The organism is Sulfobacillus thermosulfidooxidans, from assembly GCF_001280565.1.
In the GTDB taxonomy this organism is placed as follows: domain Bacteria; phylum Bacillota; class Sulfobacillia; order Sulfobacillales; family Sulfobacillaceae; genus Sulfobacillus; species Sulfobacillus thermosulfidooxidans_A.
This window is the reverse complement of sequence record NZ_LGRO01000001.1, coordinates 634,053-660,811: the sequence shown is the minus strand read 5'-3', so window position 1 is coordinate 660,811 and position 26,759 is coordinate 634,053. Positions and strand designations below refer to the sequence as shown.

Below are 26,759 nucleotides of genomic sequence, written 5' to 3'. Positions count from 1 at the left end.
CCAAGCCACATGGGATGCCTAGGCCCGAAAACATCTGGCCATATACCCATTACTTGTGATAGAGCGGATGTTGATACAATACCCGGCCCCCGGCACTTTCCGTTATTTGCACAATGCAATCATCGAGAACGTGAACGCCCCCCCAGTGACCGGTCATTATAAAGCAGAATAGGGATTTTGGAATCAGGACCCGCAGATCGTCCAATATATCCCGTGACATCATTCGTTTCGTGCCAATCGGCCCCCGTCACGGTATCTCCGTAGGCCAAACGCACCCGAATACGGTGCAACCGACACCTTTCTAAGACCTCGATGACTTCCATCGGGGTATCCTCTTGATATGCCGTCCCGTTGACGATGCGCATAGCGGGCCTCCTTCTTGCCCTAATGGGCTATCATAATGATCAAACGGAAAGGGGGAAAGAGCTTGACGATAAAACCTATTTCCTACCAACCCGAAACGTTAGCCAGCGCATGGAGTCGCGTCATCACCGGGGAAACATCCTCCCATGTGGTCATTGGGAATTTCCTCGATGATTGGCGCCGTGACCCCGATATCTCCGGGCGCACTCGGCTCATTCAGCACCCCATCCCGGACTCGGAGAACCCGGAATTGCATCGATGGAGCGCGTTTGTCGCGGCCCTCGTGGAGTATCTCACCGTGCGAGATGGCATCCCCACGCCGTTGTGGGTGTTTGCCGATCAATGGACTCTGCCGGAACCCTGGTTTCTCAATCCGTACTGGAAATTGCGGGCCTGGCAACTCATCATGACGCCGCCGCCTTGGAAGCGCCGCCGCATTTTTGGAGGGGATGAAACCACGATGATCGGCAGAGTCTGAATCGGGCACTGGGGGCATCACACCCATCGTGATTCCCCAGTGCCGCTCACCCGAAGGATATCCGCCAACCCCCCGTATCATTCTCCTTGTGTCAGAAAAAGCATCTTCGAGGGGCTGCCAGGGGTTATCTGCCGGCCCGGATGTCTCCGGACAAGTGCGTCAGAATATCCCGATATCGGGCATCAAAATCCGCTTCGGCTTCGGGCAACGTGGCAAAATAGTGCCCCAAAAATACGGATCCCGAGGCACTTGCGTATTGCAAAACCAGGTCACATACCGTTGCGGATGGTGAGGCGACAATTCCGCCAGCACGAGGGTTACATGCGCATCCCGAGGATGGGGACATTGGCGCAAAATTTTCATCATCACTCCTCCTTGTCTAATGGGAAACACCTGACCACAAAAAATCCCGCAACCGTAACTCCCACGCGAGGGCACAGGACGGGCACAACGTCACCCACCATCCCCGCACGGCTTGACGCATGCCAGCCTGTCCACACCGAGCACAAATCTTTTGAGATCGATACCGGGCCGCCCGCACACTGCGGTGCCACGCCGCCCGATATTCCGGAGCATCGCACGGCAGGGTCCATGTCACGTCCAAACTCCCCCAACGATCTTGGAGATTGGTAATGGTCGGGGGCGGGGCGGCATACTGCATCGCCAGCGTGTGGCCCCGTTGGCACACCGCCACGATAAGACGCGCCCACCCCGGTCCCCACATGCAACCTCCGCCATTCACGAGCATCGCTCCCCCAAACTGATGGGGGTAGCGGGCTACCAGATCCCGCCAGGCATCCGCACACGGGACACGACAACAAGGATCTCCCCTTACCGGATCGGGGGGGCCGTGCTGGGCATCGAGCCCACGGGTATCGCTCATGGCATTAAGCCGCCAACGGCAGGGCTTCCAACGCCGATTCGCCCACTTCAACGAGAATATCATCCAACTCTCCGGTTAAGGAATTAGCCGAAACGCCCGCCGGTAGTGCCGGGGCTGCTGGGAAGAAGTTCGGCAAATTCGATGGCAAGGCCAATTCGGTTTGCCAGGTGGCGACTTGTTTCATCGTGGACATCACCTCGTCCACGTATCCGGTCATCGTTAACCCATCGTTCGCTTGATAACACGATGCATAATAGGGACCCGTGGGACACGGAACGATATTCAGAGCCACCGATGCTTGCGGCCACGAGGCGTTATAGGCCACATACGGGGTGACGTATCCCGGCCCGCCATAATACGCTGCCGTTGCCAAAAGCCAATTGCCCGTGGCCCGCTCGTTTTGGGCCAGGAGTTCCGCCCCGAGAATCAAGTTTTCCCCCGGATTGGCCCGGGCTCCGGGATACCATCCGGGCAGGTGTTGCGCCGTACCCGGCTCCAGTTGCATCAAGCCATACGCTCCCGAGGGCGATCCCGCGTTGGGAATCCCCCCGGATTCGTGCAACATGATAGCCGCCAGCAGGATCGGGGGCACCTTGGCTTGTTGGGCCGCGATCAGAATATCATCCCACCATCGCCAGACCCGCCCTTCCGCGTTCGCGGGTAACGCATAATGCGCCGCGGCTGTGGCGGTAGCCGATAAAGCGGTTTGCGATTCCCAGTCCCTCCACCATTGGGCCGATGGGATTAATTGCACGAAGAGCCACGGAAGCAACAGAATGAGCAACGCCCACCATCGGCGGTGGGAGGAACGTCGGGGGTGCCATTGGATCTGCACGCTATGAAATTGCTCGCTCCCGTGCATGCCCATCATTACGCCCCCTCTTCGGATGACTCGGCCACGGACAAAGACCAGACGATCCGCCACGTGAGTCCCGGAAATCCATGCGCTTGCAAAAACTCCCGGATGGCCGCCTCTCCCGTTGCCACCACGGATACCGGGATGGGCACGAACACTTCCAACCCATCCATCGCTGCCGTCCACACACAGACCCGGGGATCACTGTCCGGCGTCATCGGTCTCACCTCCTTTGAGTTTGTCTTGTCCCGATGCCCCGTCTCCCGGGTCATCCGCTGAGGACAAAGACCAGACCACTTGCCACGATTTCCCCGGAAACCCATGTTGTTGCAAAAACGCCCGCACCTCGGAATCGCCTGCTCCCAACAGGGATAAAGAAACAGGGACTACCACGTCAAGTCCCTCCGTGGTCGGGGTCAACACTCCCGTCCACAAAATCCCCTGAGGACCGATTTTCATGATGAACCCTCCTTTGGCATAATGTCTATCATCGGGGCCATTACAGTCCGCCATCCGTCACCCGCCGCCCCCGCGTGCGATACCACCGCTCTTCTTCGGGAGGCACCTTCGCGTGCACTTGCGTCCAGGCATCCCACTGGCCATCCCGCATCCGAAACAGAATTTGTTGGGCGGGGAGCACGGTTAAGGCGTCCGCCACCCGTTGCGGCATGTGCAGGGCTTGCGTGACCGCCTGCACTTGTTGGGATTCCAGTTTCAAAAACGCTTTCATGGGACAAGCGTTCCACATCCCCTGCCCCGTGGGAGTGTCCCACAGAGCTTGCGGTTGATTGGTGGCTAAGGCCAAAGCCCCATTCCATTTCCGAATCGTCGTGGCCAAATCGACAATGGCCGGCCCCAACACGGATTGACTCAACAAGCGTTGCCCCTCATCCGCTAAAATCACGGTCCAATCTCCGCGCATTTTTCGGATGCGGAGCCATCCCCATGTCGTCTGCATAATGAGCCAATACCGCGCGGCAGTCGCGGGGGGCAGATCCGCTTGACCCCACCCCCCTTGCGTGCCAATGTTCCCGAGATGCCACACCACCAGAGACCCGGGCATCGTAGGCCATTCCCCTGTGGCGTTTCCCAAGACTTGTTGATCGGCTCCCCGCCAGTAGGTCCACAAGCGGGTTAAGGCATCCTGCGCCGCCGGGGAATCATGATTCGTGAGGGCATCCCACACCTCCGCCATCGTTGGGGTAGGACCCGCGTCGTCCCATGTGGCTGGGTCATCCAACAATGCTCCCCGAGCGGCCCACACTTGTAAAATGGCCTGTTGCACGGTGGCGTCGGTGCGAGCATCCCAGCCTCCCAACATGCGTAACAAGGTACTGGCGGTGCGCAACATCATGGGCATCCGAAAGCGGTCGGTGGGAGGATGCCCCGTGCGAGGAGGCAAGGCAAAGGGATTGGGCAAGGTTCCCGCTTGGGTGTCGGACAAGTCAATCCATGTGCCTCCGATGGCATCACACAACGCGGCATACTCCCCATCCACGTCGAAAATGACGAGCCCCCACCCTTGGGCGAGCCACCCTTGCACCAAGGTTTTGAGCCAAAAACTTTTCCCGTTGCCCGTCGCCCCCACGACGAGCAAATTCGCCGCCAACCCGCTGACATCTTGATAAAAATCGCAAAACACCGGTTGGTTTTGCGGCGTGTGCCCCACGTAAATGCCCCGCTCGGGGTCATCGCTCACGTGCCCCCACCCTGGCCAAATCATTTGTGCAACGCGATCTGCGGGCACAATCCGGGGATTCCACCAGGGAGTGGAAGACGGAGATTCGCTTATCCACCGCATCCATCCCGCGGGAGCATCGGACGAGTTCCCCACGCCTCCATGCCAAATCCGTCGCAGGGCTTGCATTTGTTCCCAGGTTAACGGGGCGACTTGCACCCCCAACGATTCCCACCGCGCTTTAATCATTGCCACATCTTCGGCCAACGCATCGGGGGTACTGGTGACCACCACCACGCCATCCATCGTGACCAAAGTGTCCGCGGCAAAAATCACGCGATCCCGCAAGAGGCGCAAGCCTTGCAGGGTCATCCATTCCTCGCGACGGGGGCCTAATTCGGTGGTGCCCCGATCTCGCACGGCCCATTCCAACCGCCGAATCTTGCGTTCTAAATCCCCGTTGAGCACCAACCCGTTCGGTTCGGTGCGCCAAAACCACGTCACCAGTGGCCACGCTCCCGGGCGCAGGGGGCCCAAGATTTGCACCAGTTGATCCCCGGTCAACCGCGACGGCCACGTCTGCACACTCCAGGCTTGATGGGCCACGGTCAATGCCCCCCCACGAAAGATCACGCCTTGGGGGGTTTCCACCCATTCTCCCCCGACCCAATCCTGATCGGGGGGCGTAAATTCGTGCTGCTTGTCCCGGTCTTCCCACCAGGCCCGCACGGTATGCCACAACGACACGATTCTTACCTCCTTCGGGAAAAGGGAGTCACCCGGGTTCGCGGGGATTGAGATGGCCCCCCGCTCCGGGGAGATGGTTCTTGGCGCCGAATGAGGGCGGGGCCTTGCACGCGATCCAGGACCATCGCTTGCCACGTGGCGTAATCTTGCGCAGGATGTCCGAGACTGGTCATCATCCGTTCGGCCACGTGCGCTGTCACCCAATGCCATTCTCCCGGCCCCGCAAGGCTGGCCCACGCCTGTTCCACCGCCAAGAAATGCGGCACAACGGGATCTCGCTGGGTTCCGGGCCGACTGAGCCGTACCCACACGAAACTGGCAATGCTTTGGGGCCCCGCGTGTTCGGCCCACCATTGCCATCGGCGCTGCAAAACCGGAGACAACCGCTCCGGGGGGATAGCCCGCATCCCGGGTCCCTGCACACTGCCCAAATCAATCTCGCATTGATGCCAAGCGGCGGCTCGTATCACCGCACCAGTGCGTTGATGCCATGCGGATAAGTCCGCAGGATCTAAAAACGCGATGGGAGGGATGGTGAGCACGGCCATCCCCCAAACCCGGTCCCCATCAATCCAAAACGGATCGGACCGTTGAAACGCAGGCACCGACCAAGGACCCCCAGGCCAAACCGTCCACACATGAGGAGATCGTCGATACCGGCGACGCAATTGCCATTGGTGGGGGCCGTCAATCGCCCCCCACGCCAATAGCCCTCCGGTCACAATGAGTCCTCCCAATCCCCCCCATGTCGTGGCATGGAATGCACTGGTAACGATCAAGAGTCCTAACGTGATCCCCGCGCCCCCGCCTAACAGGGTCAAAAACGTGGTCCACGTGAGTTGTCCAATGAGGTGGGCATCCACCCGAGGATCGAGATCGGGGATCTCAATCTCTGGCATCTCATGATCCGCCATGTGATCCCCTCCTTGAGGATGTTGTGGGGTCATGCGGGGGAGTCAGGGAAGAAGCGGGAGGTTCCGATGAGGCATCGCCTCCAAACCAGCGATCCACCGTCCACACTCCTTGGCGATAGGCTTCTCGCAATCCTTGGCGGGTGCGTTGGGGCGTTGACGAGTTGCTCCCGGTGTGTTCCCGTAAAACCGTCTGCCATGATGATGGTATTGCCGTGGGACGAGGAACATCCTCGGGCCACGGGCGCGTCCCGCTAAGCCATTCTTGCAATCGCTGACGGGCCGCCGCCACTCGGCGTTGCCCCCACGCAGCATCGGATTCCCCGTCTTGGCGAGTGACCTGGGATGCTGTGTCCTCCGCAGCCCGTTCCCACCATACTTGATAATCGGCAGGGGGCGCGGTGGCCACTCGCACATCCGCCCCCTCGGTCCAGACCAGCGGAACCTGATCCACGGGAGCGTTTTGTGGGTTTTGCTGCCACTCTCGGAGCAACCGGTCTACGCGCCGGGTGACCCACGCGGACTGTTGCGAGAGGGGCACCTGTTGGGCTGTGGCTTCTTGCCACGCCTGTTCCATCGCGGCCTCCCGCCGCGCCGTGGCTTCGAGATTTTGCGCTAGAGTTTGCATCGTTTTGCGGGCATCTTCCGGCGACGAGGTCGTGTGCTCCCATACGTGGGGAATCTCTCCGACTCGCCACCCATCCTGCACCCCTCCCCCCCCTACCTGATCGGGTGAGATGGTGGGCAAGGGATTCCATTCGGGACGTGTGGTGGACCCCCATTGAGCCCCTTGGGCTTGCGCTTGATCGGTTGCGGTCCATCCTCGAGTGGAGAGCCAGGCATCCGCCCTCTCGTGGCGTTGTTCTCCCCACGCCGTCAGTCGCTCTCCGGTTCGCGCCATCCGAGAACCCATGGAAGCCGGAGACCACGTGGCGGACCGACTCAAAATTTGTCCCACTCCGGCGGACACATCGGCCACGTGATGTTGCCATTCGCTCCACCACGCCACGACACTGATTTCCATTTCCCGGCCCCACAACCGGAGCGGAACGAGAACCCACCGCCATCCCGCTACTAACCCGACTCCGGTGACGAGACCCGATAACCAGGGAGTGAGACCTGTTAATGCCACCGGGGTTCCCAAGGGCCCATGATGACTGCCTCCGTCCAGAGCCACGATCACCGTCACCCAGACCCATGTCGCAGCTTGAAGCGCGAGCACTCGCAACGTTAACCCCGCCATGCGCCGTGTGGTGTCCATTGACCAGGGATCTAGGGCAATGACCCACACCCATAAAGGGCTCAGTCCCAGCCATAACGTCCCGAGCAAAAGCATTAAGGTCCAGAGAGCTTGAATCGTGGTTAATGCCACGGTCAGGGTCACTCCGATATGGAACACTCCGTATAACCAAGACCCCACAGCCCCCAGCAAGGACAAGTTGCCCCCCGCCACCCCCGTCAGCGTGGCCAGGCTATGGGCAATGCCTCCCATCACCGCAACAGTGACCGGAAATCCCAACAAGAGCGGAGCTTTATCGAGGTACGCGAATCCATGGGTGCCCGATAATCCCCACAACGCTCCCCACAACCAAAAGGGATTGGTGAGCCACTGCGTGCTGGCCGAGGCGGATAATCCGATCATGTGCCCAATCGCGGGAATGAGACTCCGCACGCTCACCAGATGCCACCACTGCGTTACCATCCAGGGCACCGCGCGAGGCGTGACAAACAAGATGCCTCCCGTGAGAAAGGGCATGCCCAAGGTGGTCAGGGTCAATGGTTTGCGCCCCGCCATCAGACGGGCAATGCCTCCCAAGACCCCTAAGACCCAGATCATGCCCACCAACACCGCCCACGCCGGAGACCATCCTAACGTGATGGGCACCGCAGACCCCACGGCTCCTGGAGTCCACAAGCTATACGCTAACGTGGCGTGGGGGGACGTTTTCGCCAAGGCCATCAGTGTCCGCGAGGAACTTCCGGAGAGTTGAAGCCACGCCGCCAGATCTTGGAGCATGATGCCCCATTGCATCCCAAACTGCATGGCTAACCACAACGTTGCCGGGAGCGCAAAGAGCCACATATTGACGGTGTGATCCAATCCGTTAAACCCGCCCTGAATCCCCTGGCTGACCGCTGATGTAATCGCTGATAAAATTTTTCCGCTCGTGCCCCTCACCTCGTTTGGCGTCCGGTTTGTGTCATGATGATGGAGTGGGATGCCCCCACGCCATAGTTGCCTCTCCCGCTGAACCGGGCCACTCAATAGCCTGCCACTCGGGGCCTCCCACCCCTTCCCACCCCAACGGCTCATCGGGCAACATCACGTCTCCGATCCCCGGAGCCCCCGAAGCATGACGCCACGCGAGAATGGTGCCTTGGGGCACCGGGGGGCGCATCAGTCCGGAGACCACACAAATGGGCCAACAGTCTCCGACCGGAGGAGGCATGATCCCCCCATCCACGACAATGATGGTATCCAGAGGAAGTCGTTGCCATAAGGTGCGCCACCGGTCGGCTTCCCGAGGAATTTTCACCGGTAATGCCATAGCCCACAAGGTCAACGTGTCACGCTGGACGACTTGCGGAGGGGCACACCATGGTTGCCCCGCAATCCATTGCGCATCCCACCCCAACCCCGGACGAATGGGGGGCGTGCCTCCCGGAAAAAACACCTTGAGCAACCCGGGATGTTGTAAGTGACCATCTAAGACCAACACCATCTGGCCCCGAGCCGCGAGACTGCGGGCGAGAGCCACCGCTGTGGTGGTACTGCCCCCCCGCCGTTTATCGCTCCACACCCAATACCGGAGAGGTTCTGTGGAAGCCCGGCTCACCGGGGTGGGAGACGCGCGCCCCGCAAATGCTCCCCGAAACGTGGTGAGGTGCGACGGGGGACTTTCCGGTGCGGACAATCCGGATGCTCCGCGAGGACGAGAAGGCGGTATAGACGGGGGCGGTTCCGGGGGGGTGCCCCGTGATGGAGACTCCGAAACCGTTGGGGGAGTCAAGCGGGAATCAGCAGCAGGCGATGCTTCCGTCACGGGGCGCACCCGACGCGGAGGGGCCACTGGGGCGGTGTGATCCCAATGGTGGGGAGCACTCCGCCGCCATGGGGTGGGAATGACCCGCGGCAATGGCAACGCCGGGTTTCCGAGATCATCTCCTGTGGGAGATGCGGCTCCCGATTCGGGGGACGCTTCTTCGTTGACGAGATCCGAATCCTCGGACGGGATTTCGGGGGTCTCGGGGGATACCCCGAGACCTTCCACCACCTTCACGGAGTCATCGGTCGGTTCCTTCACCACACGTGGAGATGATGGCTCAAGTCTTTCGGCACCGTCTGCCCCCACCGCCCCGGATAATCCATCGGGAGTCCCGTTGACGGAAGGCGTGCTCACGGGAACTTCGCCCTGACGTGCAGACGCCGCGGCATCGAATGATGCATCTCCCGCATCACACATCCCCGGAGTCTCCACCAACTGCCCGGTCGCACTATCCGGCACGGGCTCGGAAGGGTGGTCCGATAAGGAATGGTCGGATGCCTCTAGTGGGGTCGATGCCTCGGGGAGACGATGGCTGACCTCCCAAATGTGTTGGCGCAAGGCCGCCACTTCGTGGGCTGATTGTTCGACCCGTGCTTGCGCTGCGGCGAGTTCTTGCTTCCGCAAGTTTTCCAACGCCCGTTCGAGTTCCCATTTTTCCGCTTGTAGCCGAGCTTCTTCCGCCGCGGCTTGAGCTGCCGCTTCTTCAGCCCGCCGTTTGGCGGCTTCTTGGGCTTCAAGATCCCGTTGGCGAGCGGCTTGTTCCTGGGCAATCGCATCCATCCGGGTGCGTGTGGCTTCCCGAACCACGTGCGCTGCTTCGGGGGATAAGCCTTTCACCCGACTGGTGGGGGCCGAGCTTTTGGCATTCTTCGCTTGACGCCACGCTCGCTCCCACGTGGTGGGGTCTCCCGTCACCAAGCTACTGCCCACCGCGACCGGTCCCAAAGTCGCCCACATCTGTCGTTGCCATTCCGCCCCGGACAAACTGTCTGTCGTGCGGCGCCAAGCACACCACCACTCGTGGTGATCCACTCGGACGCGCGCTGCATCCGGAGGGAGTAATGCGGCTAAAGCCCGGGCCACATCTTGGGGAGCGCCCTCCCAATCATCGGGCGTATGGACGACCCCTAACACCCACGGTCCGGTTCCAGTTTGCCGAGCCCACCACACCGCCCCAACATCTCCCGTTAAACAGAGGGTGTCGGCATCCCAAGCCCCCGGAGTATCCAGAGGCCACAGCATGGGGTTGCCCACCGGCCACGCTAACCGCAACGGGGTCTCCGGATCCCAGGGCGTATCCTCTAAGAGCACTTGGGTTCCGTGGGTGGCCAACACCCGACAGGCTTTTTCCCATTGATCTCGTACCTCGGGCACCGTGGGCAGCATGGCTCCAGGAATTTGCAGGGTCTCGGGCCACAGCTGCACCCGTTCGGCCATTTGTACCACGGCCATGGGGGTGCGAAACGCCGTTTCCTGGGCTTCGCGAGCCACGGTATCGGTTATGCGACAAATCCACGCCATTTTTGCGTCACCTCCCCATTCTGCTCCTGGGCTATAACCAATGGATGCCCCGATACACGACCCAACTCGTGACCGCCACCAGCAGACCGACCTGGGGCATCCACCACACCATCATGCCTAAAATCGCCCACCGCACCACATCTTCGGGCCACGTCCCCACCGTAATGTTGGGGATGGGACTATGCACCCAGATCCGGATCGGCCAAAACCACTGGACTCCCGAGGTGTTCCAGGTATCCACGAGCATGTGACTGAGATACCCCGCCCCCCACCCCCAGAGGCCGTCGGATCCCCACCATCGCCAGAGAGCTAAGGCCCATGCGGGATGTCCCACGCCTACCGCCAAGGCCCACACGCCGTGGGCCCCCAGGTCTCCTGCCATCGGAATCAGGAGTAACGTGACCGCCCACAGGAGCACCGAATGCCACAGTCCTCGGTGACGCCACCACCCTGTCCCCTGACCCCATCGGGCCAAGGTACGCCATCCGGGAATCCGGCGCGTGAGCAAGGCTTCCGGATGATCCAAATCCGGAGCCAGTCCTCCGAGCCCTCCCCATACCAGTAATGCCGGGGTGATGGGGTGATGGGTGATGGCGGCGACGCTGGCAGCCGCGGCGACTCCAGCGACAATGTGCGTGTGCCCGGTCATGCGGATCCCCCGTGAGGGAGAGTCCATCGGGCACTCCACCGCACCAATCCGGTAATCAACGTCGTCCATTCGCCTCCCGCCAGCAATCCCACCAGCACAATCCCCACGGCAATGACCATCACCTGTCGCCAGACCGGGGGGAGCGTTTGTCCCCATCCCGATGGGAAACTCTCTGAGGCTCCTTGGTAATGTCGCCACAACGTGCGGAGCAATTGCCCCATGCCCCACGCAATGACGCCCAACCCCATCACCCCAATGACAAAATTCGCCAGACGCACAACAATGATGAGCATGGTCTGCCTCCTTGGAGGGATGATCCTCGTGGGATGCCACCCTCACGCCCCCGTCTGTCGCGGAATGTATGATCCTGCTACGCAGGGGGAACCCCCTCCGCCGTCTAGGGCGTGTTTTGTAAGTGACTGCCAATGGTGTTGCCCGCATTTGCCCCAATGTGCAACAGACCATTGACGATACTTACCCAATCGCCGTTCAGAAAAATGCCCGCCAACACAATGCCCCCGAGAATATCGAGGCCTGCGGACACAACAGGGGGCATTTGGGTGATCCCGCTCCCAAGAATCCCGTGCTTATACCCCAAATCCTTACCTCGGTAATGCGTTATGAGCACCTGCACAAAACGCCAAATCCCCAACGCAATAATGACAAACCCCATAATGCCCAAAACCCATCCCAGTCCTTGAATGAGGACTTGCCCGAACGCTGTGTTCGCGGGGTTCGTGGTCGGAACGTTGGGCACCGTAAATCCCCCGCCAGTGCCGTTGGTGCCTCCGCTTGCAAACCACATGGAAAATCACTCCTTTTCTTGTTCTGTGAGCCTGATTGGTGTGAAGCCAAGCGCGAAACCGAGTTACGATTTTTTCGTGGTTGAGGCGTGGGATGAATGAGTCGAAGACGATGGGGTTCCGTTCGATGACGGAGACGATGGCGTGGACGCCATCGTCCCGGTTCCTCCGGTGTACCAGATCGCCGGAGCCCGCGTGGTCATGGGAGCCAACACCAACGTTTGCCCCACCAAGCTGGCCCCCACGCCCACCGGAACGGCCAACACCACCACCTCATCGGTTTGCGGATTCGGGGTGCCCGGAGGGGCTAACACCTCTAAGACGGGTACTCGCGCCCCCAAGAGTTCTCCGGCGCTGGCCGACCCGACACTAGTGCGATAAACGGCCACTCGCCCCCCCGCCACGACGCCCGTGGCCGCGCCTTCTTGCAGAGTCACGGGTAAGGCCACAATACCGGGGGGCAGGTGAAATCCCGCGCGATTGCCAGCGGGTAATGGCACCCCGGCCGGGAGCGGAGTCCGGGACTCAAACCCTACTGCTTGCGAAGGCGTCAGCAAATGCTCTTGCTGAGCCCACGAGGCCGGAACCGACTCAGACGCAATCACCGATGTTGTGACCGGAGTATTGGCCGGTAAGGGGTCTCGCAACACCGCCACGGTCACTTGATGGGGAGGCTTCGCGGCAGCCCCGGCTATGACGAGTCCCCCTACTGCTAACCCTCCTGCTAATGCCAATCGGACAATTTTGGTATTCATGCGTCGGGATAGCTCCCTGTATGGGGCCATCCCATCCCTCCTTTGTTTTGAAATTATGGGGTGCCCGGCTAGGGCACCATCGTCCCCCCAGGATTCATGCCCATGCCTCCCATCCCACCTCCGGCACTACCGCTCGATGACTGGCGTTGCACGGAGATGCTGTTTCCAAGATTGATGGTCGCGACTTGGGATGATCCCAAGGGCACTTGAATGCCCCACACGGGAGGTGGATTCATCACCATCGCCACCGTAAAACTATCGGCACTGGATTGAGCCACCCCCAAGTCAATCACCCCATTTTGGGCCAATGCCGAGGACACCGGAATGCCCACCCAGGTAGCTCCATTCGTTGCCGAGCACGTGGCCGGAACTCCGGGCACCGGGACACAATTCGTTACCGAGGATGCCGTGCTCATTTCACTGAGGGCGGCTTGTTCGAGGTCTTGTGTAAATTGGGAGGCATTGACTTGCAATGATGTGGAGGACTCGGTGGCGTAACTGTAGGCCACCGCTGTGCGCACCGCCGAGGTCAACGCCACGTGAAGCTGAGATTCCACGCTTTCCCACCGGGCCGCCACGCTAGTAATAAATGTGGCGGCCCCCACCGCCGCACTAAACCCCACCGCCACCAGCCAGATGGCCACCCCGTCCGCGCGCCACGACCGCCTTCGCATTCCGAACAAGCCTAGAGCGAACGGCATTCCACATCCCTCCTTGTGCGTAGGTTATCCCTGAAATCCGGGCGGGGTTTGGCAACTCGTACTCAAATCCACGGTCGGGGCCAAACTCACAGCCTGGCGTGTGGCGGTTAACGTAATGGTGGAAGATCCGTTCGAGGTCTGCTGCCCCAACCAAAATGGCACCGACACTTGCGCTTCCACCGTCACGAGTTGCCCGTAGCCGGTGTAGCTGAATGTCGTCGCCGGTAAGGTATGGATTTGCGAGGCCACCGTGGACAAGGGATACACTCCCACCGCCCGATTCCAGGCTTGCATCGCGGGCGCATCCCAACATCCATCGGATGCCACCGATTCCACCGCCGCGTGCACCGCTTGTTGTAATTCGATATCCACCAAGAGTATCCGGGCGGCCCACACCACAGCGGTCATAAACACCACGACAATGAAAAACGCCAGCAGATTTGGAATGCTCACGCTTCCTCCCGCAGACCTCCAGTCCCTAGGCCTGGGGACTGGTACAGGATGCGTTGCCCGCTGGCAAAGTCGCTTGGGCATTGTAATACGCATCGCTTGTCACCACCGCCCGTCCTTGCATGGTAATGGGCATCGTCGGAATGCCCATCCATCCGCCAATTTGTACTGGCACGTCTACCGTCACGACCATGGCCGGATCATAGCCACTGGTCAGTCCCGATCCCCCCGATGACACAAACAATACCTGGTGGGTAATCGGAGATCCCTGCGGAGTGGTGAGGGACACCGTGACCGACCGTCCACTAGGCAGAGTGATGGCTTGCAAATCGGTTTGGACGACTTGCGTCACTGCCGATGTCCAACACCCATACGCCGCCACGCCTTGTGCGGCGTCATAGGCCGCCGTTTGAGCGACTTCCCACCCGCGTCCCACTTGCACCAAATCCACCATCAGTAGCAATAAAATCGTCCAAAAGAAAAACGCCGCCACGGTATCCAACAGGGAGGATGTCGCTCCGGTCGCGCCAGGCAAACGTCGCCGAGTTTCCCGCCGCAATGTGATCACTTCCTTTGTTCGCCGAGTCATGTTGCCAGACATTGCATCCAATGCCCCCAGCTCGTGAGAAAAGGGCCGATCGCTGTCATGCCGCCAGTGGCAAGCCACCAGATAGCCCCACTCATGATCACGACGGCGAAAACCGAAGGTGTCCGATTCATTCCTGTCATCCCTCCCTCATCCCCAAAATCCAAAAACCCCCCAACCCGCGGCGAGTTGGGGGATGAGCTTACAAGGTTTGAACAGCCGTGTTGAAGAGATTGGTAATGTTAGTGAGCAGGTTTTTAATAGCGGTTATCCCGCCTCCGGCGGTAAGCCACAAAATGGCTCCCCCACCGATTAAGAGCCCGAATACCACCCACAAAATTTGCGGCAGATTAACGCTCCCCCGGGCTTGGGGCATCCGAGCCACCCACCACGCCATGACGTGTGCCATTGCAGGATCTCCTTTCTCTCGAAGTCACTCCGAATCCGGAGCAATGAGCCGCGGCTCATCAAAAAACCCTCATCGGGGCGAACTCCCCGATGAGGGCATACCAGACGTCTTGACGAAATCGCCGGGAGGCTGAGGCGGATCATGAAACGGCACCCACACCACCCACCACTGCGCAGGATCTCCCACATCATGCCCCGGAGCTAACGGAATGGCTCCGCCAAACATCACCCGTTGCACCCGTGATAATTCGCGTCGCTCCCGAGACGCCAGCCTCCGAAACGGAGTGCCTTGCCGGACTCGACCCGCGTGCAGAGTAATCTGACCCACGGTGGAAAAGGTGTGGCTGAGGATGACGCCCCGAGGATGCTCCGCGTCCTGGGCGGCCAGAGCGTGCCATTCGCGCCGTCGAGCTGCTTGAAACATTCGGGCCGCTTCCGTGGGAGTGGCCCCCGGCCATGCAGTGATAATCGTATGGCGTTCCCAATGCGGGACGGTGGGGGCCGGATCCACTCCCAAAACACGAGCGGTCTGGTGCCACACCGCCCAACTGGTGGGAACCCAAAAGACCGTCCGCCAGCCTTGGCGTTGAGCCCGTGCCATGCCCACTCCATTGACGAGCACCGGAATCCCTGCCGCGACCACCAGTGCCAGCCCACCACCGATTGCCCCTCCGAGCCAGAAGTGACCCTCTCCCCAGGCTCCCGCCACGGCCATGCCGCCCATCACTCCGGGCACCATCCACGACCACACCATCTGCCCGAGCAAACGCCCCGGTCCTAGGCGATCCCGCTCCAAATTCGACCACAACCAGGCCCACGGTTGCAGATACCAGCGATCCCAGATCATGCGGGGTCTCCCATCACAGTTGTAACCCGTGCAGCCCTGTGAGAGCCTGCGCGATCAAAAAATACACCCCAATGGCCATCGCGCTAAACACGGATAAAATAGGGATGGCACTCATCGTTTGATCGACTTGGCCGGTAATCCGTTCTTCCTCCCGGTACTGGATCGCATTCAACATGGTGACCAGGGGTTCGAGAGCCTGCCCCGATAAACGGCGCCCCGCTGTCGTACTTAAGATGGCCGCGAGCACCATCGTTTCCATTCGACGCACCCGCTCTGCCATGTTCAAAAATGCCTGGGACACGGGATACCCCCGTTGCAAGTCAAATAACACGCGATCTAATTGATCCCCCAAGGGGCCATACACCCGGTGCCGGGCTTCCTCAATCGCCGGAATGAGGGGCAATCCTAAATCCAACAAAATTTGCAAGTGATGCAAAAACCCCGGAAGATTTGCCACCACCCGGCGTTGCCATCGGGCAAAACGACGCCGAATGACCAGATTGGGGAGCCCCGCCACGATGCCTATGACCCCTATCCCCACAACAATCCAGGGCACACCCGACAACCCAAGTAATACCCCAACCCCCCCAGACAACAGGAGCACCATCACAAACCATTGCGTCACATTCATGCGCATGGCCGTGGCATCTTGGCGAATTCGCTCCATCGTGACCCGTTTCCACACCCACTGTCCGATCTGGCGAATCCGCTCTTCGAGACTGGGGCGAGGGGCGGCAAAATACGACAAAGGGCGAGGGCGAGGGCCGAGCATCCATCCGATCCAGGCCCCCGCACTAGCCACACTCATCATGGCAATCCATCCTGTCATATAAAGCCTCCTTCTAGGCTTAAGCCGCCGTTTTTTGTAGCTGTTGCGTAAGCAATGCCCATGCTCCCAACGTCATGCCGCTGGCAATCGCACCAAAGATGGCAGCGATAACCGACCGATCCAGTTGCGCAATGGTTTGAGAGACCAAGGGCCATCCGAGTTGCACCAACAACGTAGCGACCAACATAACACTGGCCAACCGCCGACTTCCTGCGATTTTCCCCGCCCGCTTCTGTTCGACTTGCAACCGATCTCCCCACAGCATCGTGAGGTTGGTGAGCAATTCACTGGCTTGCACGGTTTGAGTGCGCACTTGGGTCAGAATGTCGCCAAAGAGTTCCACTTCCCCCAGACCCAAATCATGCCCCACTGCCCGCAAAAATTCGGTGGCGGCCCCGGTTTCCCGGGTTTCGCGGCGCAGGGCCACGGTCAGCACATCCGCCAACGGGTTATCCGAGGTATCGCGCACATCCCGCAAGGCGTCAATCACATTGGACGTAATCGGGAGCAACAACCGGAGCGTGTTGGCCAGCGAATAAAACTGGGTATCCAATTCGATCCGGCGATGGCGTCGTATGGTGATCCACATGAGCCGAGGCAACATGCCTGCGATAATGCTGAGTCCCATCACTTCTCCAACGTTGTGGGTAATCTCCCAGACGACGGCGGCTCCGATCACCCCACTGGCAATGGGAGCCACTCGCATGACCCAGGATGGCCAGTGAGGACCAATGTCCCACGCCAGTTCTCGCCGGGGGCGTGATGATGGGGTTCTCCATTGCAACAGACCCAGTATCCACCCGATCCATCCGAAGCCTCCTCCGGCTAACGCCATTCCCATAACCGCTGCCGTGTGCATGGTTCTCCTCCTTCTCCGGATGTTTCGCTCTTAGGCATTCAAATACCGCTGAATGCGTGTCATGAGATCGGCAGATGGTAAGGCTTTGGAAATCCAATCGTGCCCGTCCCAATCCCATAAGGATACAATGTCTCCCGAATCCAAAATTTCCGAGATATTCGTAATCCGCCGCACCAGTTCTCCATCCTCATTCACCCACCGGGTAATGTGCACCACGATGTTAAACGCCGCTTTGACTTGTTGCACCACTGTATCCCAGGGCATGCCCAATCCAGCCCCTAACAACATCCAGTAAAAACGTCCAAACAACATTGAGGGATCTTTGAGATGCACCGTGAGCATTAACCCTCCGGCTTCGGTCACACCAGCTTCCAATACGTCTTTGGTCTCTGCCCCCCGAATCTCCCCCACAATAATGCGGTCAGGCGTCATCCGCAACGCATTGACAAACAGAGCGTGAAGGGACACATCGACATCCGCTGCATCCGCATCGGACTTTTCATGACCAATCATCGACACGGCCTCGGGGAAAAAGTCCACCAGTTGCAACTCGTCAATATCTTCAATCGTGACAATCCGTTCCGTGAGCGGAATCGCGGCCCGGGCCACCGCTCGGAGAATCGTCGTTTTGCCGGTGTTGGTGGCACCCGCAATGATGACGTTGGCGCGCCCCCGCACGACCTGAATCAAAAAATCTTCCATTTCGGCATTTAACATGCCCCGGTCGATCAAATCACCCAGATCCATGGCTTGACCCCGGGCTCGTTTCCGGATGGTCAACAACGGCCCCCCATTGCCCGAAATACTTTCGTGCACCACGTTAATCCGGGCCCCGTTGGTCGGCCACATGATCGTTTGCAGTGGACGAACGGGCTGATAACGGGCTCCGGCTCGCGTGCATAGAAAGTCCGCCAAGGCCGAGGCATCTTGCGGCGTGCGTAACACCCCCGGCACGACATCCCACCGGGGGCCTTCGGGAGTCTGATGCAAAATCCGCACCCGGGTGCCACTCACCGTGATTTCTGTCACGGTAGGATCATTCATCCAGGGATCAATCGCTCCCGCTCCGATAATCCGACTGCGTAGCTTTTCGGCAATGGCCGTGCGGACTTTGGGAGCCGCAATGCCTAATTGCGCCACAGCCCGAGACACCACATCCGCCACGAGCGCGGCATCGACATAGCCCGAACTCATGGTCATGAGTTGCGGATAATGGGCTTCGATCCAATCCCACGCGGCACTTTCATAGCGGTCCACCGTGGGATCTTGCACATTGTGCTGTAGATTCGCGCGGAGAGCTTCCCGTTCAGTGCCCCGCCGCAAATATTGATTGACGTTTGCCATACATTCGCCTGCCTTTCTCGTTCGCCTAGGATACCGCCTGGTCCCAATCGTTACTGTTTTATGTCTTGGCCTTACGCCCGCTTTCGAGCCCGTTTTTGTGCCCGGGTATCGGGTTGTCGCCCCGTCAATGTGGTTAAGACCCGATCCCAATGGACTCGCCGGGGCCAGGGAATTTCGCGTTGGTGCATCAACGCAGCGTTGGCGGCTTTAGGCACCCATGGCAGGGTGCCCACTAATTCGAGGCCGGGTAAATGCGTGGTCAGAATTTCTTTGACCGGCACGGCGGCATGCGGGCTGCCCCGATAATTCAGAAGCAGCACGATGCGCTCATCCGGGATGCCTAACCCCTGCACCATTTGTTGCCGCACGCGGTCTGCCTCAGCCAACGCATCGTATTCTGGCGTCGTCACCAACACGATGACACCATCCTGCCCCGCTCGATTCAAGGCGGTTTCCGCCGCTTCGTCTAACGCCGGGTCTGTATCCACCACAATCACCGGATCGTTCTGCGCCAATGCCCAGTCCAGCACGTATCCCGGTGCGCGTTCCGGAGGCAACGTCACCCGGAGGCGGCGAGTGGGTCCGGGTACGACCAAGATCCCGGGGTCCGGGGGGCGGAGCTGGCCGATCCATTCCGCCACCATGCGCCGCTCGGTTTCTTCATCAATGCCCGCGTCTCCCGCCGCTCCCCGAGCGATATCAATGCTGTCGAACAATTCATCAATGTTTGGCATGCGGGCATCGATGGGCCAAAAGTGCAATGCCAGATTGGGCTTCAAGTAGTCAAAATCGATTCCCATGGCACTCCCGTATCGCCGAGCCGCTTGCCGAATGAGCGATGCCACAACGGTGGTTTTGCCCACGCCTCCTTTGCCTCCTACCACAACAATTAAGCGACTGGGAGGTAACACAGTGCGCATCACCACAGGGGATGACAAAACCTCATTCCCACGAGGAGGCGAGGATGCGCTTTTCGGAGTTTTGGCTTTTTTGCGAAACCACCTTGATTGGGATGCTGGGGCAGTTCCCGAGGCTCCATCTGGGGTCGCGGGTTCATGCCACTCCGATGACTCAGTAGGACTTTGTGCGGGCAACACTCGGAGCGTTTGGGCTCCTGTCCCCGCTGGTCCCGAAGCCGTGACCACCGGAGCCTGGGCTGACCATAAGGCTTCACCAATTGCCGCGTAATTGTAGACTAATTCATTGGTGCCGGTTTGCTGGGTGGGTCGAAAAATGGTGGCCATGGCCACCAAGGGCGTGGCCGCAAGACTTCCCAGGTCTCCCGCCACCCCATCGGGAGTTCCTTCGGCCAGCAACACAATCCGAGTCGGGGCGGTACGGTGTTGAACGAGCGTGGTGATCACCTGCGCCCACTCCGGCAATTGTGGGCATACGGTGGATAACCACAGGGCAATCGGTTGATCCGCCCGCAATGTCAACACGTTGGGGATTTGCGAAGCATGGGCAGCTTCTAAGACCTCCGTGACAAAGTCCCGTCCTTCTTCCTGCACCCACTGCAACAAACTGGTATTGGCGTCCGGATCCACGGCCACCAACACCGTCCACATTTTATTGGATTTGGCCACTCTTGCTCTCCTTTCTTTACGCCCGCTATGCGGCCAGATTCTCGGGCCATGGGCAACCTAGTCCGTGGGGTCTTCGGAACGCGGAGACCATGATGCCAGAAACGCATCCATTGCGTCCGATTCCCACTGATTCGCAGAGCCATTCTCGGAAGAGTCCGTCCGCATTAACCGAGCCATTTGTTCTTCGAGGCGGGTGACACGTGCTACGAGATCCCCCGGGGCCCGAGAGTCTTCGGCAATCGCCCGGCGGATGCACGCCTTGATCCACGCCGAGCGCTGGCGCGGAGGAATATGGGTGGCAATCCACTCTCCCAATGCGGCATCGGGGCCTTCCCAATACAGCGTCAACCGGGATCGATGTGCCATTACAATCCTCCCGCTTCCACCCGCCGGCTCATGGCATTCCAATATCCCGTGACATTCGCCCACCGGGCATCCGGCAAAATTGTTAAAGGCATCCCGTTGACCGTAACCCCGGATAGGGCATCCGCTCCGCCCCCCACGACCCAACACGCGGCCATACGGGGCAAGGTGTGGTGCCACACGGCATCCAAATGATCTTGCAGGACGAGCTGCCACCACCGCACCGCGTCTTGTCGCCAGTCTCGGAGATCCAGATCTTCTCCCCGGATGGTCAGCGTGTCTACATGATCCACGTCTTCGGGATCGACCATCACCCCAGTCTGTTGAACCACGCGATTCGCAACCCGTTGGGAGATGGTTCGCATGCCCATTTCCCACGTTCCAGCGGGATCTGCCGTGACTCGCACCCGGCCTCCGGGTTGCACTTCCACGATGAGATATTCGGTCGTGCCATACCCGATGTCGATCACCCCGTATAGTCCGGGGCGGTCAGGTGGGGCGTTCGCTAACACCGCGGCCATCCCTTGCGGGAACACTGCCACTTGTCGCACTGTCACCGGAACCCCCATGACCTGTCCTTGCCCCCGCAATGCCTCGGCCAGGGCATCCTTTTGCGAGGAATACCACCCCAAAGGCACGCCAATGGCTAAATCCCAGGGTTCCCGCGCCGGGTCATCCCCCGCCGATTGCACGGTCAGCACACCACTAATGAGGGTTAGGTCCCACGTGCGGGGCGTATGCCCTTTATCCGGAGCCAGAATGACCCGAGCCCCCCGCCGGGCATCGGAACCCCACCAATAGGATCGGGGAGCCGCCCCGTTCCACGCCACGGTGATGGGGCGGGGGGTGCCCAAAAACTCCATGGACGCCACCATGCCATCCCCCGTATCGGGCACCAGCCAGCTGGGAGCCGACCAACGGGAGCCTCGGGGGCCCATGCCTTTGCAATATCCATGACCCGTATCAATAGCGATGAGCATAAGAGCAGAAACTCCTTAGTTTATTGTTTTATCGTTTAATGACCCAGGCATGCACCATCACCCATCCATCCGGGTGGGCCGGGTCCTGGGCGACGACTTCCCACAACACTTGCCCGTGACCCACATCAATAGCTTGCGGGTCTTGATCCAGATGATATTGCTGAGCTAACTCCCGACACCGTTCCCGAGCCTGGTCGGTCGGATCAATCCCCGTGGCTAGGCATCGGGGCTCCTCGTGACTTGTACGCTGGGCGTACACGGACCATTCAACCACGCCCTTCCCCCCTTCGTCAGTGAACTGGCCAATCTGCACCGCAAAAATCCAACCGCCCCGGTTGTCCTCGGGGCGGTCTTTGATCTGTTATCCCACCATCTGCCCGTGATCCCAGATACACCGGTAACGACACGTGGTTTCATAGGGGCGCGAAGCCGTGGTCATCCACACCGCCTCGTATTCGCCCGCTCGCTCATTAACAGTCACGATGAGTCCACTCGCTTCGCCTGTTAAATCAGACCGACCAAGGGCTTCGAGAATCTGTCCGATCTCAAAAAAATCGGTGATCAGGTTCCCAGAAATCGTGTCTGCCGCGGCCACCCGCATACAGAACGCCTCCTTATGGCAAGTGAATCCCCTGCGTTACCAGATGGCCCGGCAAGGGAATGTGGGGCGGCGGGAAAATCGGAAAATGGAACAGTAACGGAAACATCGCGTGCAAAAACTCCATGATTATCACCTCGATACGTAGTGGTGGGGAACCATCCCCAAAACGCAACGCCTCCGAGCGGGGAGGCTCGGAGGCGTGGGGACTCTAACTTTCGCGAGGAAAATAGCAAGCAAGGCAAGTGCGAGGCGTTTCTTTAAGACCAAACGATACTAAAATATTTATCACGAATGGTTTGTTCCACGGCAAACCACACTAAAAGTTTTTGATTGTGTGGGTTGCTCGCCGTAGGATCATCACGGTCCCATTGATCCCCAAAAAAGATCGCGGGATTTGATCCTAAATGATTGGACACCACCATCCCAATTGCGTTCCGATTTCGCCGATAAAAACCAGCGGCATCATCATCCGCCACCAGTTCGGCTATAATCCCCGATTCACACCCACGTTGCAAGACCTCATCAGCAATCTTTTGGAGATTGTCCTCGTGGGTGTTGTTCCGGAGCAATTGAATCACTTATTGAGTCAGCGTCACGATATCACCAGCCCTTTTCGCCCCCGTTAGTCCCCCGCCCACAATCCGCCGGTCGCGGGATCATACGTGGCTCCGTACACCGCCTCGCCCAATTGCGCTCCCGGGCACTTCTGAGCACACACCACATAGGGATCTTCGTCCTCATAAACCATGACTGAACTCTGCCGCCCATCCGGATATCGCACCGCAAAAATCCGATATCCTCGGGGCCGATGGGTAATTGCCATAGCACTCCCTCCTTAGCCTTAAACCAGGGGCCGGTGACACCGCTCACACCGGGGTACTCCGTCCGGTTCACCGTGCCACTCAATGCGATGGGGTCCATCCACGCGACCCACGGGAACCTGTTCGGCACATCGCGCACAGAGCACCCACACGCCATCGAGATAAAACACCGGGTTTCCAGTGTGAGGATCGTGCGAAATCAGTTGCATAGCCATCCCTCCTTCGGACTCTATGGCATGGGAGCGTCCGGTTGATCAGCAAGACGATACGAATCCAAAGCCGCTTTCCAGGTTTCGGGAACCTCGTCCGGAGCCACGCGGCGACACCGTTGATGCAGATAGTCGGGCGTCACTTCGGTCCAGCCCACGGAGTACGGATTGCCCGCAATGGCACTCGCGGCCACCCCATACTTGACGATGCGGTTCGTATCAGGATCCCGCAACGCCACGAGAGCCAACAGATAATCCGGATGGTCTCCGGTGGACCCAGCGCGCACTTGGTAATATTTCGCGTCAATCACCGATTCGGTTAACATTCCGTATCCTCCTTGCACTCCTGTGATGTCACCGGTTGACGAGAGATATGGCGTGTATGGATAGCCGCCCCCAACACGATTACCACGAGGATCACCCATATCCAGTCCCATAGGGTTCGCACCCGGTTCCCTCCCTTCATCGCAGGGCGTATACACAACAAAAGCCCTCGAAGCTCAAGGCTTCGAGGGCTTTTGACCACCCCGAATTACGGGGACACGGCTCCGGGTAAGGTTCCCAACCACACCGGATGCCCAATGGCCGCTCCGGGCAAGACACCCATTGGAATCAAGTGATGCACCGGAAAAACAGGAAGGCCATGCCCTACCGGGGGGAAAGGCAAAATGACAAGATGGGCAACGAGAAAGGGCCACATACGCGTCCTCCAGACATTTTTTGAGGGACCATCCCATATTCCCTCAAAAAAAATTCCCCACCACGCGGGGAATGACTGAAACACACCCCAAAATCTCGACTTTTTAAGCGATGGGATGCCGGTTTTTTGCGGTTTTGTGCACTTCATCCAGGGAATTTCGTCTTTCAAGAGGTACTGACCCATACATTAACCTAAGTATAAAAACTCCATGCCCCCGTGTCAACATTCGTCCCGGGTTTCCCTTCCGGAGACATTCGCGAACTCCCCCGAAAATAATCGGTTCCCCGCCCATTCTGGCGGGGAACCTGAGTGCTAGAGTGGATTGAACGGAATGAGCATGGTTCAGGGATCTCTGACCTGGTGCAACAGGCCCACTGCCTGGATCCTCCATGTTAGCCTGATGGCACAGGCATCCCGATCTGCCATCATCGGGAATCTCATTCCGAGAGCCTATTGCTAGCGTACACTTCAGGTCTTGCTCCGTCAAGGATTATCCCCAATTCGTTGAAACCTCTTGTCCGCCTGAACTGGACCCGTGGGCCCCACAAAACCCTGTGCGACACACCACACATTGATACCGAGCCTCGCGATCACACTCATCACAGAGCGGGGCGTGAGAACGGGGTTCCATTATACCACCTCCTTTCCCCACTCAATCCCTCCCCAGGGTTCATGAGGATGAACGGTCCCCAACGGAGGATTCGCCAGGGTTCTCCGAATCCGGAGAATGCCCTTTCATGCGGTTCCGATCCACATATCTCGCCCCAATCAAATCCTGATACTCAATGCCCTCGCCACAATGCGGACACACGGGGATCAAATTCTGGGTGCCTTTTTTCGTCATGGTATCCACCAGTTCGCGGGCAGCCAGACGCCACGGTTGCCAGTTGAGTAGCGCTTGGCGTTCTTCCAGCAATCGTTGTTGTTGACGATTGACCTCATCCCAGTGCAATGCTAGTTTCTTTAAGGCGTCATAGGCATCCATTTGCGCCCCGCAATTCCGACAATACACCGTGCGTGTGTCTTCTTTGAGGAGCAAGCGAGGCGTTACACACGTGCACCGTGTTCCCTCTGCTTTGAGAATGCGTATCAGATCAATATCTGCGACCCGAGGAGGCAATCCCCCGGAATGATCCTTCACCAAGATCATCCTCCTGTTATCTATCCCCCGACGCTTGTTCCCCCGCCATAGATCGGCCTTCGAGCATCGGGAACGACCATTGACTACTAGTGCACAACCCTATTGAGGAACCTCTCACGAGGGATTCGCGTCCCAGAATGACCGGGTACCTCACAGAGCAATCAGAACCAGTCACACCGTATTCGGGGTTCGAGCCCTGTCTGCACCCACACGAAGGTCGAGGCGTGATCCATACGCACCCGAATTAGAAAGACAGTAACCGTTTACATTCCCGAAAAGGATAGAAGAAGAATGAAGAATGAAAAATAATGAAGAATAATGAAGAATGAAGATCCTTGGTGATTGTGATGCCGCAAATTCCCTAGCCAACAGAATCGTCGTCTGGTGCCCATCCGTGATGCTGTAACCACGTGCGGGCGATAGCCCAATTGTCAGTCGGATACATGACTTCAAGACCGACCACCCAACGATCAAACGTTTCATCGAGAAGAATATCCGGGGATAGCGCGACCGAACGCACCACGGGTTCCCGGCGCAAGGTGAGATATAACGCATCGGCGACAGGACCATAGTGCTGTGCCAGAACACGAAGGGATGGGTCGGGCGGGCAACGATAATATTACGCTTTTCTATCGAATGCTAGGAACCTCTACCTGGACTGAACTTGGCGCACCGCAATGGGTTACGCGGTTCAAGGTTGAAAAGTGTTTGCACAGGTGATATCGGGGCTAATTCGTATAAAACCTCCCCAGTGGTGGGAACGCGCCATCCCTTGCTTACGCAGAGGAGACAACGGAATGGGTCGTAGTGGAAATTCATCCCATGTACGTCAATATAAAAAGCTGCCCCATTGCTTGAGGGAAATGGTAGCCTCTGACATGAACTATACGGAACACCACTACCCAATTCCTTCGTTAACTTACGAGGATTTCTTTAAGACGCTCTCGATAGTCCCATGGAACGACTGTGGAAACTTCTTGCAGTTGTTCCACAACAATGTTGGGCAGAATCATACCAGAATGAATGACCGTAATTAACTTTACTGTATTATCAACTTTAGCGATTGACCACTTCCCCAAAACGTGTAAGCTAGCTTGCTGAGCAAATTTCGGCTGAGCATGCATAGTTTCCAAGTATGCCGGATGGGGTTTAGAGACATAGAAGTCAAAGGTTAATTGAATGTCTTGCAAAACAGCCCGATATTTCGACACAAATTCGATTGGAAGTGATGATAGGTACGCTTTAACGTCTTCCCGAAACGTCTTAGGCTTTCGGGGAAACCTAGCCATTTCAAGGTCCGTTAATCGAATGATTGTATTAATTAGACCAGCCAATGCAGTTGGCCGATCAAGTGTTTCGATAAATAACTCACCTGAATCATAATGAACCTCGGGATCGAGTAGTGACCGTCGTAGCCACGTTTTATTTCCCTCAATAGAAATCCCTTGAGAGGCAAATCGATGCACTGTCTCCCCTAAATCAGACAAGCGACCTGACTCAGGGTCGAAAAAAATCGTTAGCATATCTCCGTCTGGCAAATAAAACGGGGTTTTTAGAACATATTTTTGGATATGCTTTTCATAGTCACAACTAAATAACGCAGGGAATGTATCTAGCAGACGCTCAATTTTATCGCACGTCAC

37 protein-coding genes are annotated in these 26,759 nt (G+C 58.5%); 1 reads left to right on the top strand and 36 read right to left on the bottom strand.

The features are described 5' to 3' along the window. Positions 1–119: 119 nt before the first annotated feature. Entirely contained in the window at positions 120–365 is a 246-nt protein-coding gene (locus AOA63_RS03545; RefSeq protein WP_053958434.1) for a hypothetical protein, read from the bottom strand. Positions 366–427: 62 nt separating this feature from the next. On the opposite strand from AOA63_RS03545, the gene AOA63_RS03540 reads away from it, so the two are divergent. Then, positions 428–841 carry a hypothetical protein gene (locus tag AOA63_RS03540; RefSeq protein ID WP_242848264.1) on the top strand — a complete coding sequence of 138 codons (414 nt, stop codon included), beginning with the start codon at positions 428–430 and terminating at the stop codon, positions 839–841. Between the two features lie 159 nt (positions 842–1,000). Here the strand turns inward: AOA63_RS03540 and AOA63_RS03535 are convergent, their stop codons facing one another. The 35 genes from AOA63_RS03535 to AOA63_RS03380 form a co-directional block, all read right to left on the bottom strand. Beyond that, entirely contained in the window at positions 1,001–1,207 is a 207-nt protein-coding gene (locus tag AOA63_RS03535) for a hypothetical protein (protein ID WP_139061493.1), read from the bottom strand. A 13-nt stretch (positions 1,208–1,220) separates the two neighbouring features. Then, positions 1,221–1,724, bottom strand: a complete 504-nt coding sequence (locus tag AOA63_RS03530; RefSeq protein ID WP_053958432.1) for a hypothetical protein — start codon at positions 1,722–1,724, stop codon at positions 1,221–1,223. A gap of 4 nt (positions 1,725–1,728) precedes the next feature. Next, positions 1,729–2,595 (bottom strand): lytic transglycosylase domain-containing protein, encoded by an 867-nt coding sequence (locus tag AOA63_RS03525; RefSeq protein WP_082343722.1) that lies wholly within the window; start codon positions 2,593–2,595, stop codon positions 1,729–1,731. After that, positions 2,595–2,798: a hypothetical protein gene (locus tag AOA63_RS03520; RefSeq protein ID WP_053958430.1), complete on the bottom strand. Its 204-nt coding sequence runs from the start codon at positions 2,796–2,798 to the stop codon at positions 2,595–2,597. The genes AOA63_RS03525 and AOA63_RS03520 overlap by 1 nt, the downstream gene beginning before the upstream one ends. Next, complete coding sequence (locus tag AOA63_RS03515; protein WP_053958429.1) at positions 2,782–3,039, bottom strand: hypothetical protein; 258 nt, start codon at positions 3,037–3,039, stop codon at positions 2,782–2,784. Before AOA63_RS03515 ends, AOA63_RS03520 begins: the two co-directional genes overlap by 17 nt. A gap of 40 nt (positions 3,040–3,079) precedes the next feature. Beyond that, complete coding sequence (locus AOA63_RS03510; protein WP_053958428.1) at positions 3,080–5,005, bottom strand: VirB4 family type IV secretion system protein; 1,926 nt, start codon at positions 5,003–5,005, stop codon at positions 3,080–3,082. Between the two features lie 5 nt (positions 5,006–5,010). Further along, complete coding sequence (locus AOA63_RS19660) at positions 5,011–5,919, bottom strand: hypothetical protein (protein ID WP_053958427.1); 909 nt, start codon at positions 5,917–5,919, stop codon at positions 5,011–5,013. Continuing rightward, on the bottom strand, positions 5,906–8,095 hold the full coding sequence (locus AOA63_RS03500) for a hypothetical protein (protein WP_053958426.1): 2,190 nt from the start codon (positions 8,093–8,095) through the stop codon (positions 5,906–5,908). Before AOA63_RS03500 ends, AOA63_RS19660 begins: the two co-directional genes overlap by 14 nt. A 22-nt stretch (positions 8,096–8,117) precedes the next feature. Further along, complete coding sequence (locus AOA63_RS03495; RefSeq protein ID WP_053958425.1) at positions 8,118–10,484, bottom strand: hypothetical protein; 2,367 nt, start codon at positions 10,482–10,484, stop codon at positions 8,118–8,120. A gap of 31 nt (positions 10,485–10,515) precedes the next feature. Further along, the gene (locus AOA63_RS03490) at positions 10,516–11,202 is read right to left on the bottom strand and encodes a metal-dependent hydrolase (RefSeq protein ID WP_242848263.1); all 687 of its coding nucleotides are present in this window, start codon (positions 11,200–11,202) and stop codon (positions 10,516–10,518) included. Next, the gene (locus tag AOA63_RS03485) at positions 11,130–11,426 is read right to left on the bottom strand and encodes a hypothetical protein (protein ID WP_053958423.1); all 297 of its coding nucleotides are present in this window, start codon (positions 11,424–11,426) and stop codon (positions 11,130–11,132) included. The genes AOA63_RS03490 and AOA63_RS03485 overlap by 73 nt, the downstream gene beginning before the upstream one ends. Before the next feature lie 104 nt (positions 11,427–11,530). After that, positions 11,531–11,938 (bottom strand): hypothetical protein, encoded by a 408-nt coding sequence (locus AOA63_RS03480; protein WP_053958422.1) that lies wholly within the window; start codon positions 11,936–11,938, stop codon positions 11,531–11,533. 63 nt (positions 11,939–12,001) lie between these two features. Further along, complete coding sequence (locus tag AOA63_RS03475) at positions 12,002–12,721, bottom strand: SAF domain-containing protein (protein WP_053958421.1); 720 nt, start codon at positions 12,719–12,721, stop codon at positions 12,002–12,004. 38 nt (positions 12,722–12,759) lie between these two features. Continuing rightward, positions 12,760–13,392, bottom strand: coding sequence for a hypothetical protein (locus tag AOA63_RS03470; RefSeq protein WP_053958420.1), 633 nt, complete (start codon positions 13,390–13,392; stop codon positions 12,760–12,762). A gap of 24 nt (positions 13,393–13,416) precedes the next feature. Then, positions 13,417–13,845 carry a hypothetical protein gene (locus tag AOA63_RS03465; protein ID WP_053958419.1) on the bottom strand — a complete coding sequence of 143 codons (429 nt, stop codon included), beginning with the start codon at positions 13,843–13,845 and terminating at the stop codon, positions 13,417–13,419. A gap of 25 nt (positions 13,846–13,870) precedes the next feature. After that, complete coding sequence (locus tag AOA63_RS03460) at positions 13,871–14,431, bottom strand: hypothetical protein (protein WP_139061491.1); 561 nt, start codon at positions 14,429–14,431, stop codon at positions 13,871–13,873. Further along, on the bottom strand, positions 14,428–14,562 hold the full coding sequence (locus AOA63_RS20350; RefSeq protein WP_278276930.1) for a hypothetical protein: 135 nt from the start codon (positions 14,560–14,562) through the stop codon (positions 14,428–14,430). Before AOA63_RS20350 ends, AOA63_RS03460 begins: the two co-directional genes overlap by 4 nt. 68 nt (positions 14,563–14,630) lie before the next feature. Beyond that, a complete protein-coding gene (locus AOA63_RS03455) occupies positions 14,631–14,837 on the bottom strand; it encodes a hypothetical protein (RefSeq protein ID WP_053958417.1) in 207 nt (68 codons plus the stop codon). A 69-nt stretch (positions 14,838–14,906) separates the two neighbouring features. Then, on the bottom strand, positions 14,907–15,683 hold the full coding sequence (locus AOA63_RS03450) for a hypothetical protein (protein WP_053958416.1): 777 nt from the start codon (positions 15,681–15,683) through the stop codon (positions 14,907–14,909). A 13-nt stretch (positions 15,684–15,696) separates the two neighbouring features. Continuing rightward, the gene (locus AOA63_RS03445; RefSeq protein ID WP_053958415.1) at positions 15,697–16,512 is read right to left on the bottom strand and encodes a type II secretion system F family protein; all 816 of its coding nucleotides are present in this window, start codon (positions 16,510–16,512) and stop codon (positions 15,697–15,699) included. A 19-nt stretch (positions 16,513–16,531) separates the two neighbouring features. Continuing rightward, the gene (locus AOA63_RS03440) at positions 16,532–17,371 is read right to left on the bottom strand and encodes a type II secretion system F family protein (RefSeq protein WP_053958414.1); all 840 of its coding nucleotides are present in this window, start codon (positions 17,369–17,371) and stop codon (positions 16,532–16,534) included. A 30-nt stretch (positions 17,372–17,401) separates the two neighbouring features. After that, a complete protein-coding gene (locus tag AOA63_RS03435; protein WP_053958413.1) occupies positions 17,402–18,715 on the bottom strand; it encodes a CpaF family protein in 1,314 nt (437 codons plus the stop codon). 71 nt (positions 18,716–18,786) lie between these two features. Beyond that, on the bottom strand, positions 18,787–20,301 hold the full coding sequence (locus AOA63_RS03430) for a hypothetical protein (protein ID WP_053958412.1): 1,515 nt from the start codon (positions 20,299–20,301) through the stop codon (positions 18,787–18,789). Positions 20,302–20,358: 57 nt separating this feature from the next. Beyond that, entirely contained in the window at positions 20,359–20,667 is a 309-nt protein-coding gene (locus tag AOA63_RS03425; RefSeq protein ID WP_053958411.1) for a hypothetical protein, read from the bottom strand. Then, complete coding sequence (locus tag AOA63_RS03420; protein WP_053958410.1) at positions 20,667–21,644, bottom strand: ParM/StbA family protein; 978 nt, start codon at positions 21,642–21,644, stop codon at positions 20,667–20,669. Before AOA63_RS03420 ends, AOA63_RS03425 begins: the two co-directional genes overlap by 1 nt. A gap of 28 nt (positions 21,645–21,672) precedes the next feature. After that, complete coding sequence (locus AOA63_RS03415) at positions 21,673–21,918, bottom strand: hypothetical protein (RefSeq protein WP_053958409.1); 246 nt, start codon at positions 21,916–21,918, stop codon at positions 21,673–21,675. 87 nt (positions 21,919–22,005) lie between these two features. Beyond that, positions 22,006–22,245, bottom strand: a complete 240-nt coding sequence (locus tag AOA63_RS03410) for a hypothetical protein (RefSeq protein WP_053958408.1) — start codon at positions 22,243–22,245, stop codon at positions 22,006–22,008. 257 nt (positions 22,246–22,502) lie between these two features. Then, entirely contained in the window at positions 22,503–22,823 is a 321-nt protein-coding gene (locus tag AOA63_RS03405) for a DUF7222 domain-containing protein (RefSeq protein ID WP_053958407.1), read from the bottom strand. Between the two features lie 44 nt (positions 22,824–22,867). Then, the gene (locus tag AOA63_RS03400) at positions 22,868–23,068 is read right to left on the bottom strand and encodes a hypothetical protein (protein WP_053958406.1); all 201 of its coding nucleotides are present in this window, start codon (positions 23,066–23,068) and stop codon (positions 22,868–22,870) included. An 18-nt stretch (positions 23,069–23,086) separates the two neighbouring features. After that, on the bottom strand, positions 23,087–23,275 hold the full coding sequence (locus AOA63_RS03395) for a hypothetical protein (protein ID WP_053958405.1): 189 nt from the start codon (positions 23,273–23,275) through the stop codon (positions 23,087–23,089). A gap of 20 nt (positions 23,276–23,295) precedes the next feature. After that, positions 23,296–23,700, bottom strand: a complete 405-nt coding sequence (locus AOA63_RS03390) for a hypothetical protein (protein ID WP_139061490.1) — start codon at positions 23,698–23,700, stop codon at positions 23,296–23,298. Between the two features lie 107 nt (positions 23,701–23,807). After that, the gene (locus AOA63_RS19655; RefSeq protein ID WP_171822600.1) at positions 23,808–23,975 is read right to left on the bottom strand and encodes a hypothetical protein; all 168 of its coding nucleotides are present in this window, start codon (positions 23,973–23,975) and stop codon (positions 23,808–23,810) included. A 670-nt stretch (positions 23,976–24,645) separates the two neighbouring features. Beyond that, entirely contained in the window at positions 24,646–25,116 is a 471-nt protein-coding gene (locus AOA63_RS03385; protein ID WP_053958403.1) for a hypothetical protein, read from the bottom strand. 361 nt (positions 25,117–25,477) lie between these two features. Next, entirely contained in the window at positions 25,478–25,699 is a 222-nt protein-coding gene (locus tag AOA63_RS18840; protein WP_082343720.1) for a DUF2283 domain-containing protein, read from the bottom strand. 331 nt (positions 25,700–26,030) lie between these two features. Further along, the gene (locus AOA63_RS03380; RefSeq protein WP_053958402.1) at positions 26,031–26,759 is read right to left on the bottom strand and encodes a DUF1828 domain-containing protein; all 729 of its coding nucleotides are present in this window, start codon (positions 26,757–26,759) and stop codon (positions 26,031–26,033) included.

Excerpts from the sequence above, each read along its gene's own strand:
- AOA63_RS03425 (WP_053958411.1), bottom strand. The coding sequence starts at position 20,667 with ATGGCACATCGATCCCGGTTGACGCTGTATTGGGAAGGCCCCGATGCC.
- AOA63_RS03545 (WP_053958434.1), bottom strand. The coding sequence starts at position 365 with ATGCGCATCGTCAACGGGACGGCATATCAAGAGGATACCCCGATGGAA.
- AOA63_RS03495 (WP_053958425.1), bottom strand. The coding sequence starts at position 10,484 with ATGGCGTGGATTTGTCGCATAACCGATACCGTGGCTCGCGAAGCCCAG.
- AOA63_RS03445 (WP_053958415.1), bottom strand. The coding sequence starts at position 16,512 with ATGACAGGATGGATTGCCATGATGAGTGTGGCTAGTGCGGGGGCCTGG.
- AOA63_RS03390 (WP_139061490.1), bottom strand. The coding sequence starts at position 23,700 with ATGGGTGATCCTCGTGGTAATCGTGTTGGGGGCGGCTATCCATACACG.
- AOA63_RS03485 (WP_053958423.1), bottom strand. The coding sequence starts at position 11,426 with ATGCTCATCATTGTTGTGCGTCTGGCGAATTTTGTCATTGGGGTGATG.
- AOA63_RS03480 (WP_053958422.1), bottom strand. The coding sequence starts at position 11,938 with ATGTGGTTTGCAAGCGGAGGCACCAACGGCACTGGCGGGGGATTTACG.
- AOA63_RS03470 (WP_053958420.1), bottom strand. The coding sequence starts at position 13,392 with ATGCCGTTCGCTCTAGGCTTGTTCGGAATGCGAAGGCGGTCGTGGCGC.
- AOA63_RS03475 (WP_053958421.1), bottom strand. The coding sequence starts at position 12,721 with ATGGCCCCATACAGGGAGCTATCCCGACGCATGAATACCAAAATTGTC.
- AOA63_RS03535 (WP_139061493.1), bottom strand. The coding sequence starts at position 1,207 with ATGATGAAAATTTTGCGCCAATGTCCCCATCCTCGGGATGCGCATGTA.
- AOA63_RS03410 (WP_053958408.1), bottom strand. The coding sequence starts at position 22,245 with ATGCGGGTGGCCGCGGCAGACACGATTTCTGGGAACCTGATCACCGAT.
- AOA63_RS03435 (WP_053958413.1), bottom strand. The coding sequence starts at position 18,715 with ATGGCAAACGTCAATCAATATTTGCGGCGGGGCACTGAACGGGAAGCT.
- AOA63_RS19655 (WP_171822600.1), bottom strand. The coding sequence starts at position 23,975 with ATGTGGCCCTTTCTCGTTGCCCATCTTGTCATTTTGCCTTTCCCCCCG.
- AOA63_RS03515 (WP_053958429.1), bottom strand. The coding sequence starts at position 3,039 with ATGAAAATCGGTCCTCAGGGGATTTTGTGGACGGGAGTGTTGACCCCG.
- AOA63_RS20350 (WP_278276930.1), bottom strand. The coding sequence starts at position 14,562 with ATGAATCGGACACCTTCGGTTTTCGCCGTCGTGATCATGAGTGGGGCT.
- AOA63_RS03525 (WP_082343722.1), bottom strand. The coding sequence starts at position 2,595 with ATGATGGGCATGCACGGGAGCGAGCAATTTCATAGCGTGCAGATCCAA.
- AOA63_RS03455 (WP_053958417.1), bottom strand. The coding sequence starts at position 14,837 with ATGGCACACGTCATGGCGTGGTGGGTGGCTCGGATGCCCCAAGCCCGG.
- AOA63_RS03440 (WP_053958414.1), bottom strand. The coding sequence starts at position 17,371 with ATGCACACGGCAGCGGTTATGGGAATGGCGTTAGCCGGAGGAGGCTTC.
- AOA63_RS03460 (WP_139061491.1), bottom strand. The coding sequence starts at position 14,431 with ATGACTCGGCGAACAAAGGAAGTGATCACATTGCGGCGGGAAACTCGG.
- AOA63_RS03420 (WP_053958410.1), bottom strand. The coding sequence starts at position 21,644 with ATGCTCATCGCTATTGATACGGGTCATGGATATTGCAAAGGCATGGGC.
- AOA63_RS03520 (WP_053958430.1), bottom strand. The coding sequence starts at position 2,798 with ATGACGCCGGACAGTGATCCCCGGGTCTGTGTGTGGACGGCAGCGATG.
- AOA63_RS03395 (WP_053958405.1), bottom strand. The coding sequence starts at position 23,275 with ATGCAACTGATTTCGCACGATCCTCACACTGGAAACCCGGTGTTTTAT.
- AOA63_RS03450 (WP_053958416.1), bottom strand. The coding sequence starts at position 15,683 with ATGATCTGGGATCGCTGGTATCTGCAACCGTGGGCCTGGTTGTGGTCG.
- AOA63_RS03530 (WP_053958432.1), bottom strand. The coding sequence starts at position 1,724 with ATGAGCGATACCCGTGGGCTCGATGCCCAGCACGGCCCCCCCGATCCG.
- AOA63_RS19660 (WP_053958427.1), bottom strand. The coding sequence starts at position 5,919 with ATGGCGGATCATGAGATGCCAGAGATTGAGATCCCCGATCTCGATCCT.
- AOA63_RS03400 (WP_053958406.1), bottom strand. The coding sequence starts at position 23,068 with ATGGCAATTACCCATCGGCCCCGAGGATATCGGATTTTTGCGGTGCGA.
- AOA63_RS03490 (WP_242848263.1), bottom strand. The coding sequence starts at position 11,202 with ATGGACGACGTTGATTACCGGATTGGTGCGGTGGAGTGCCCGATGGAC.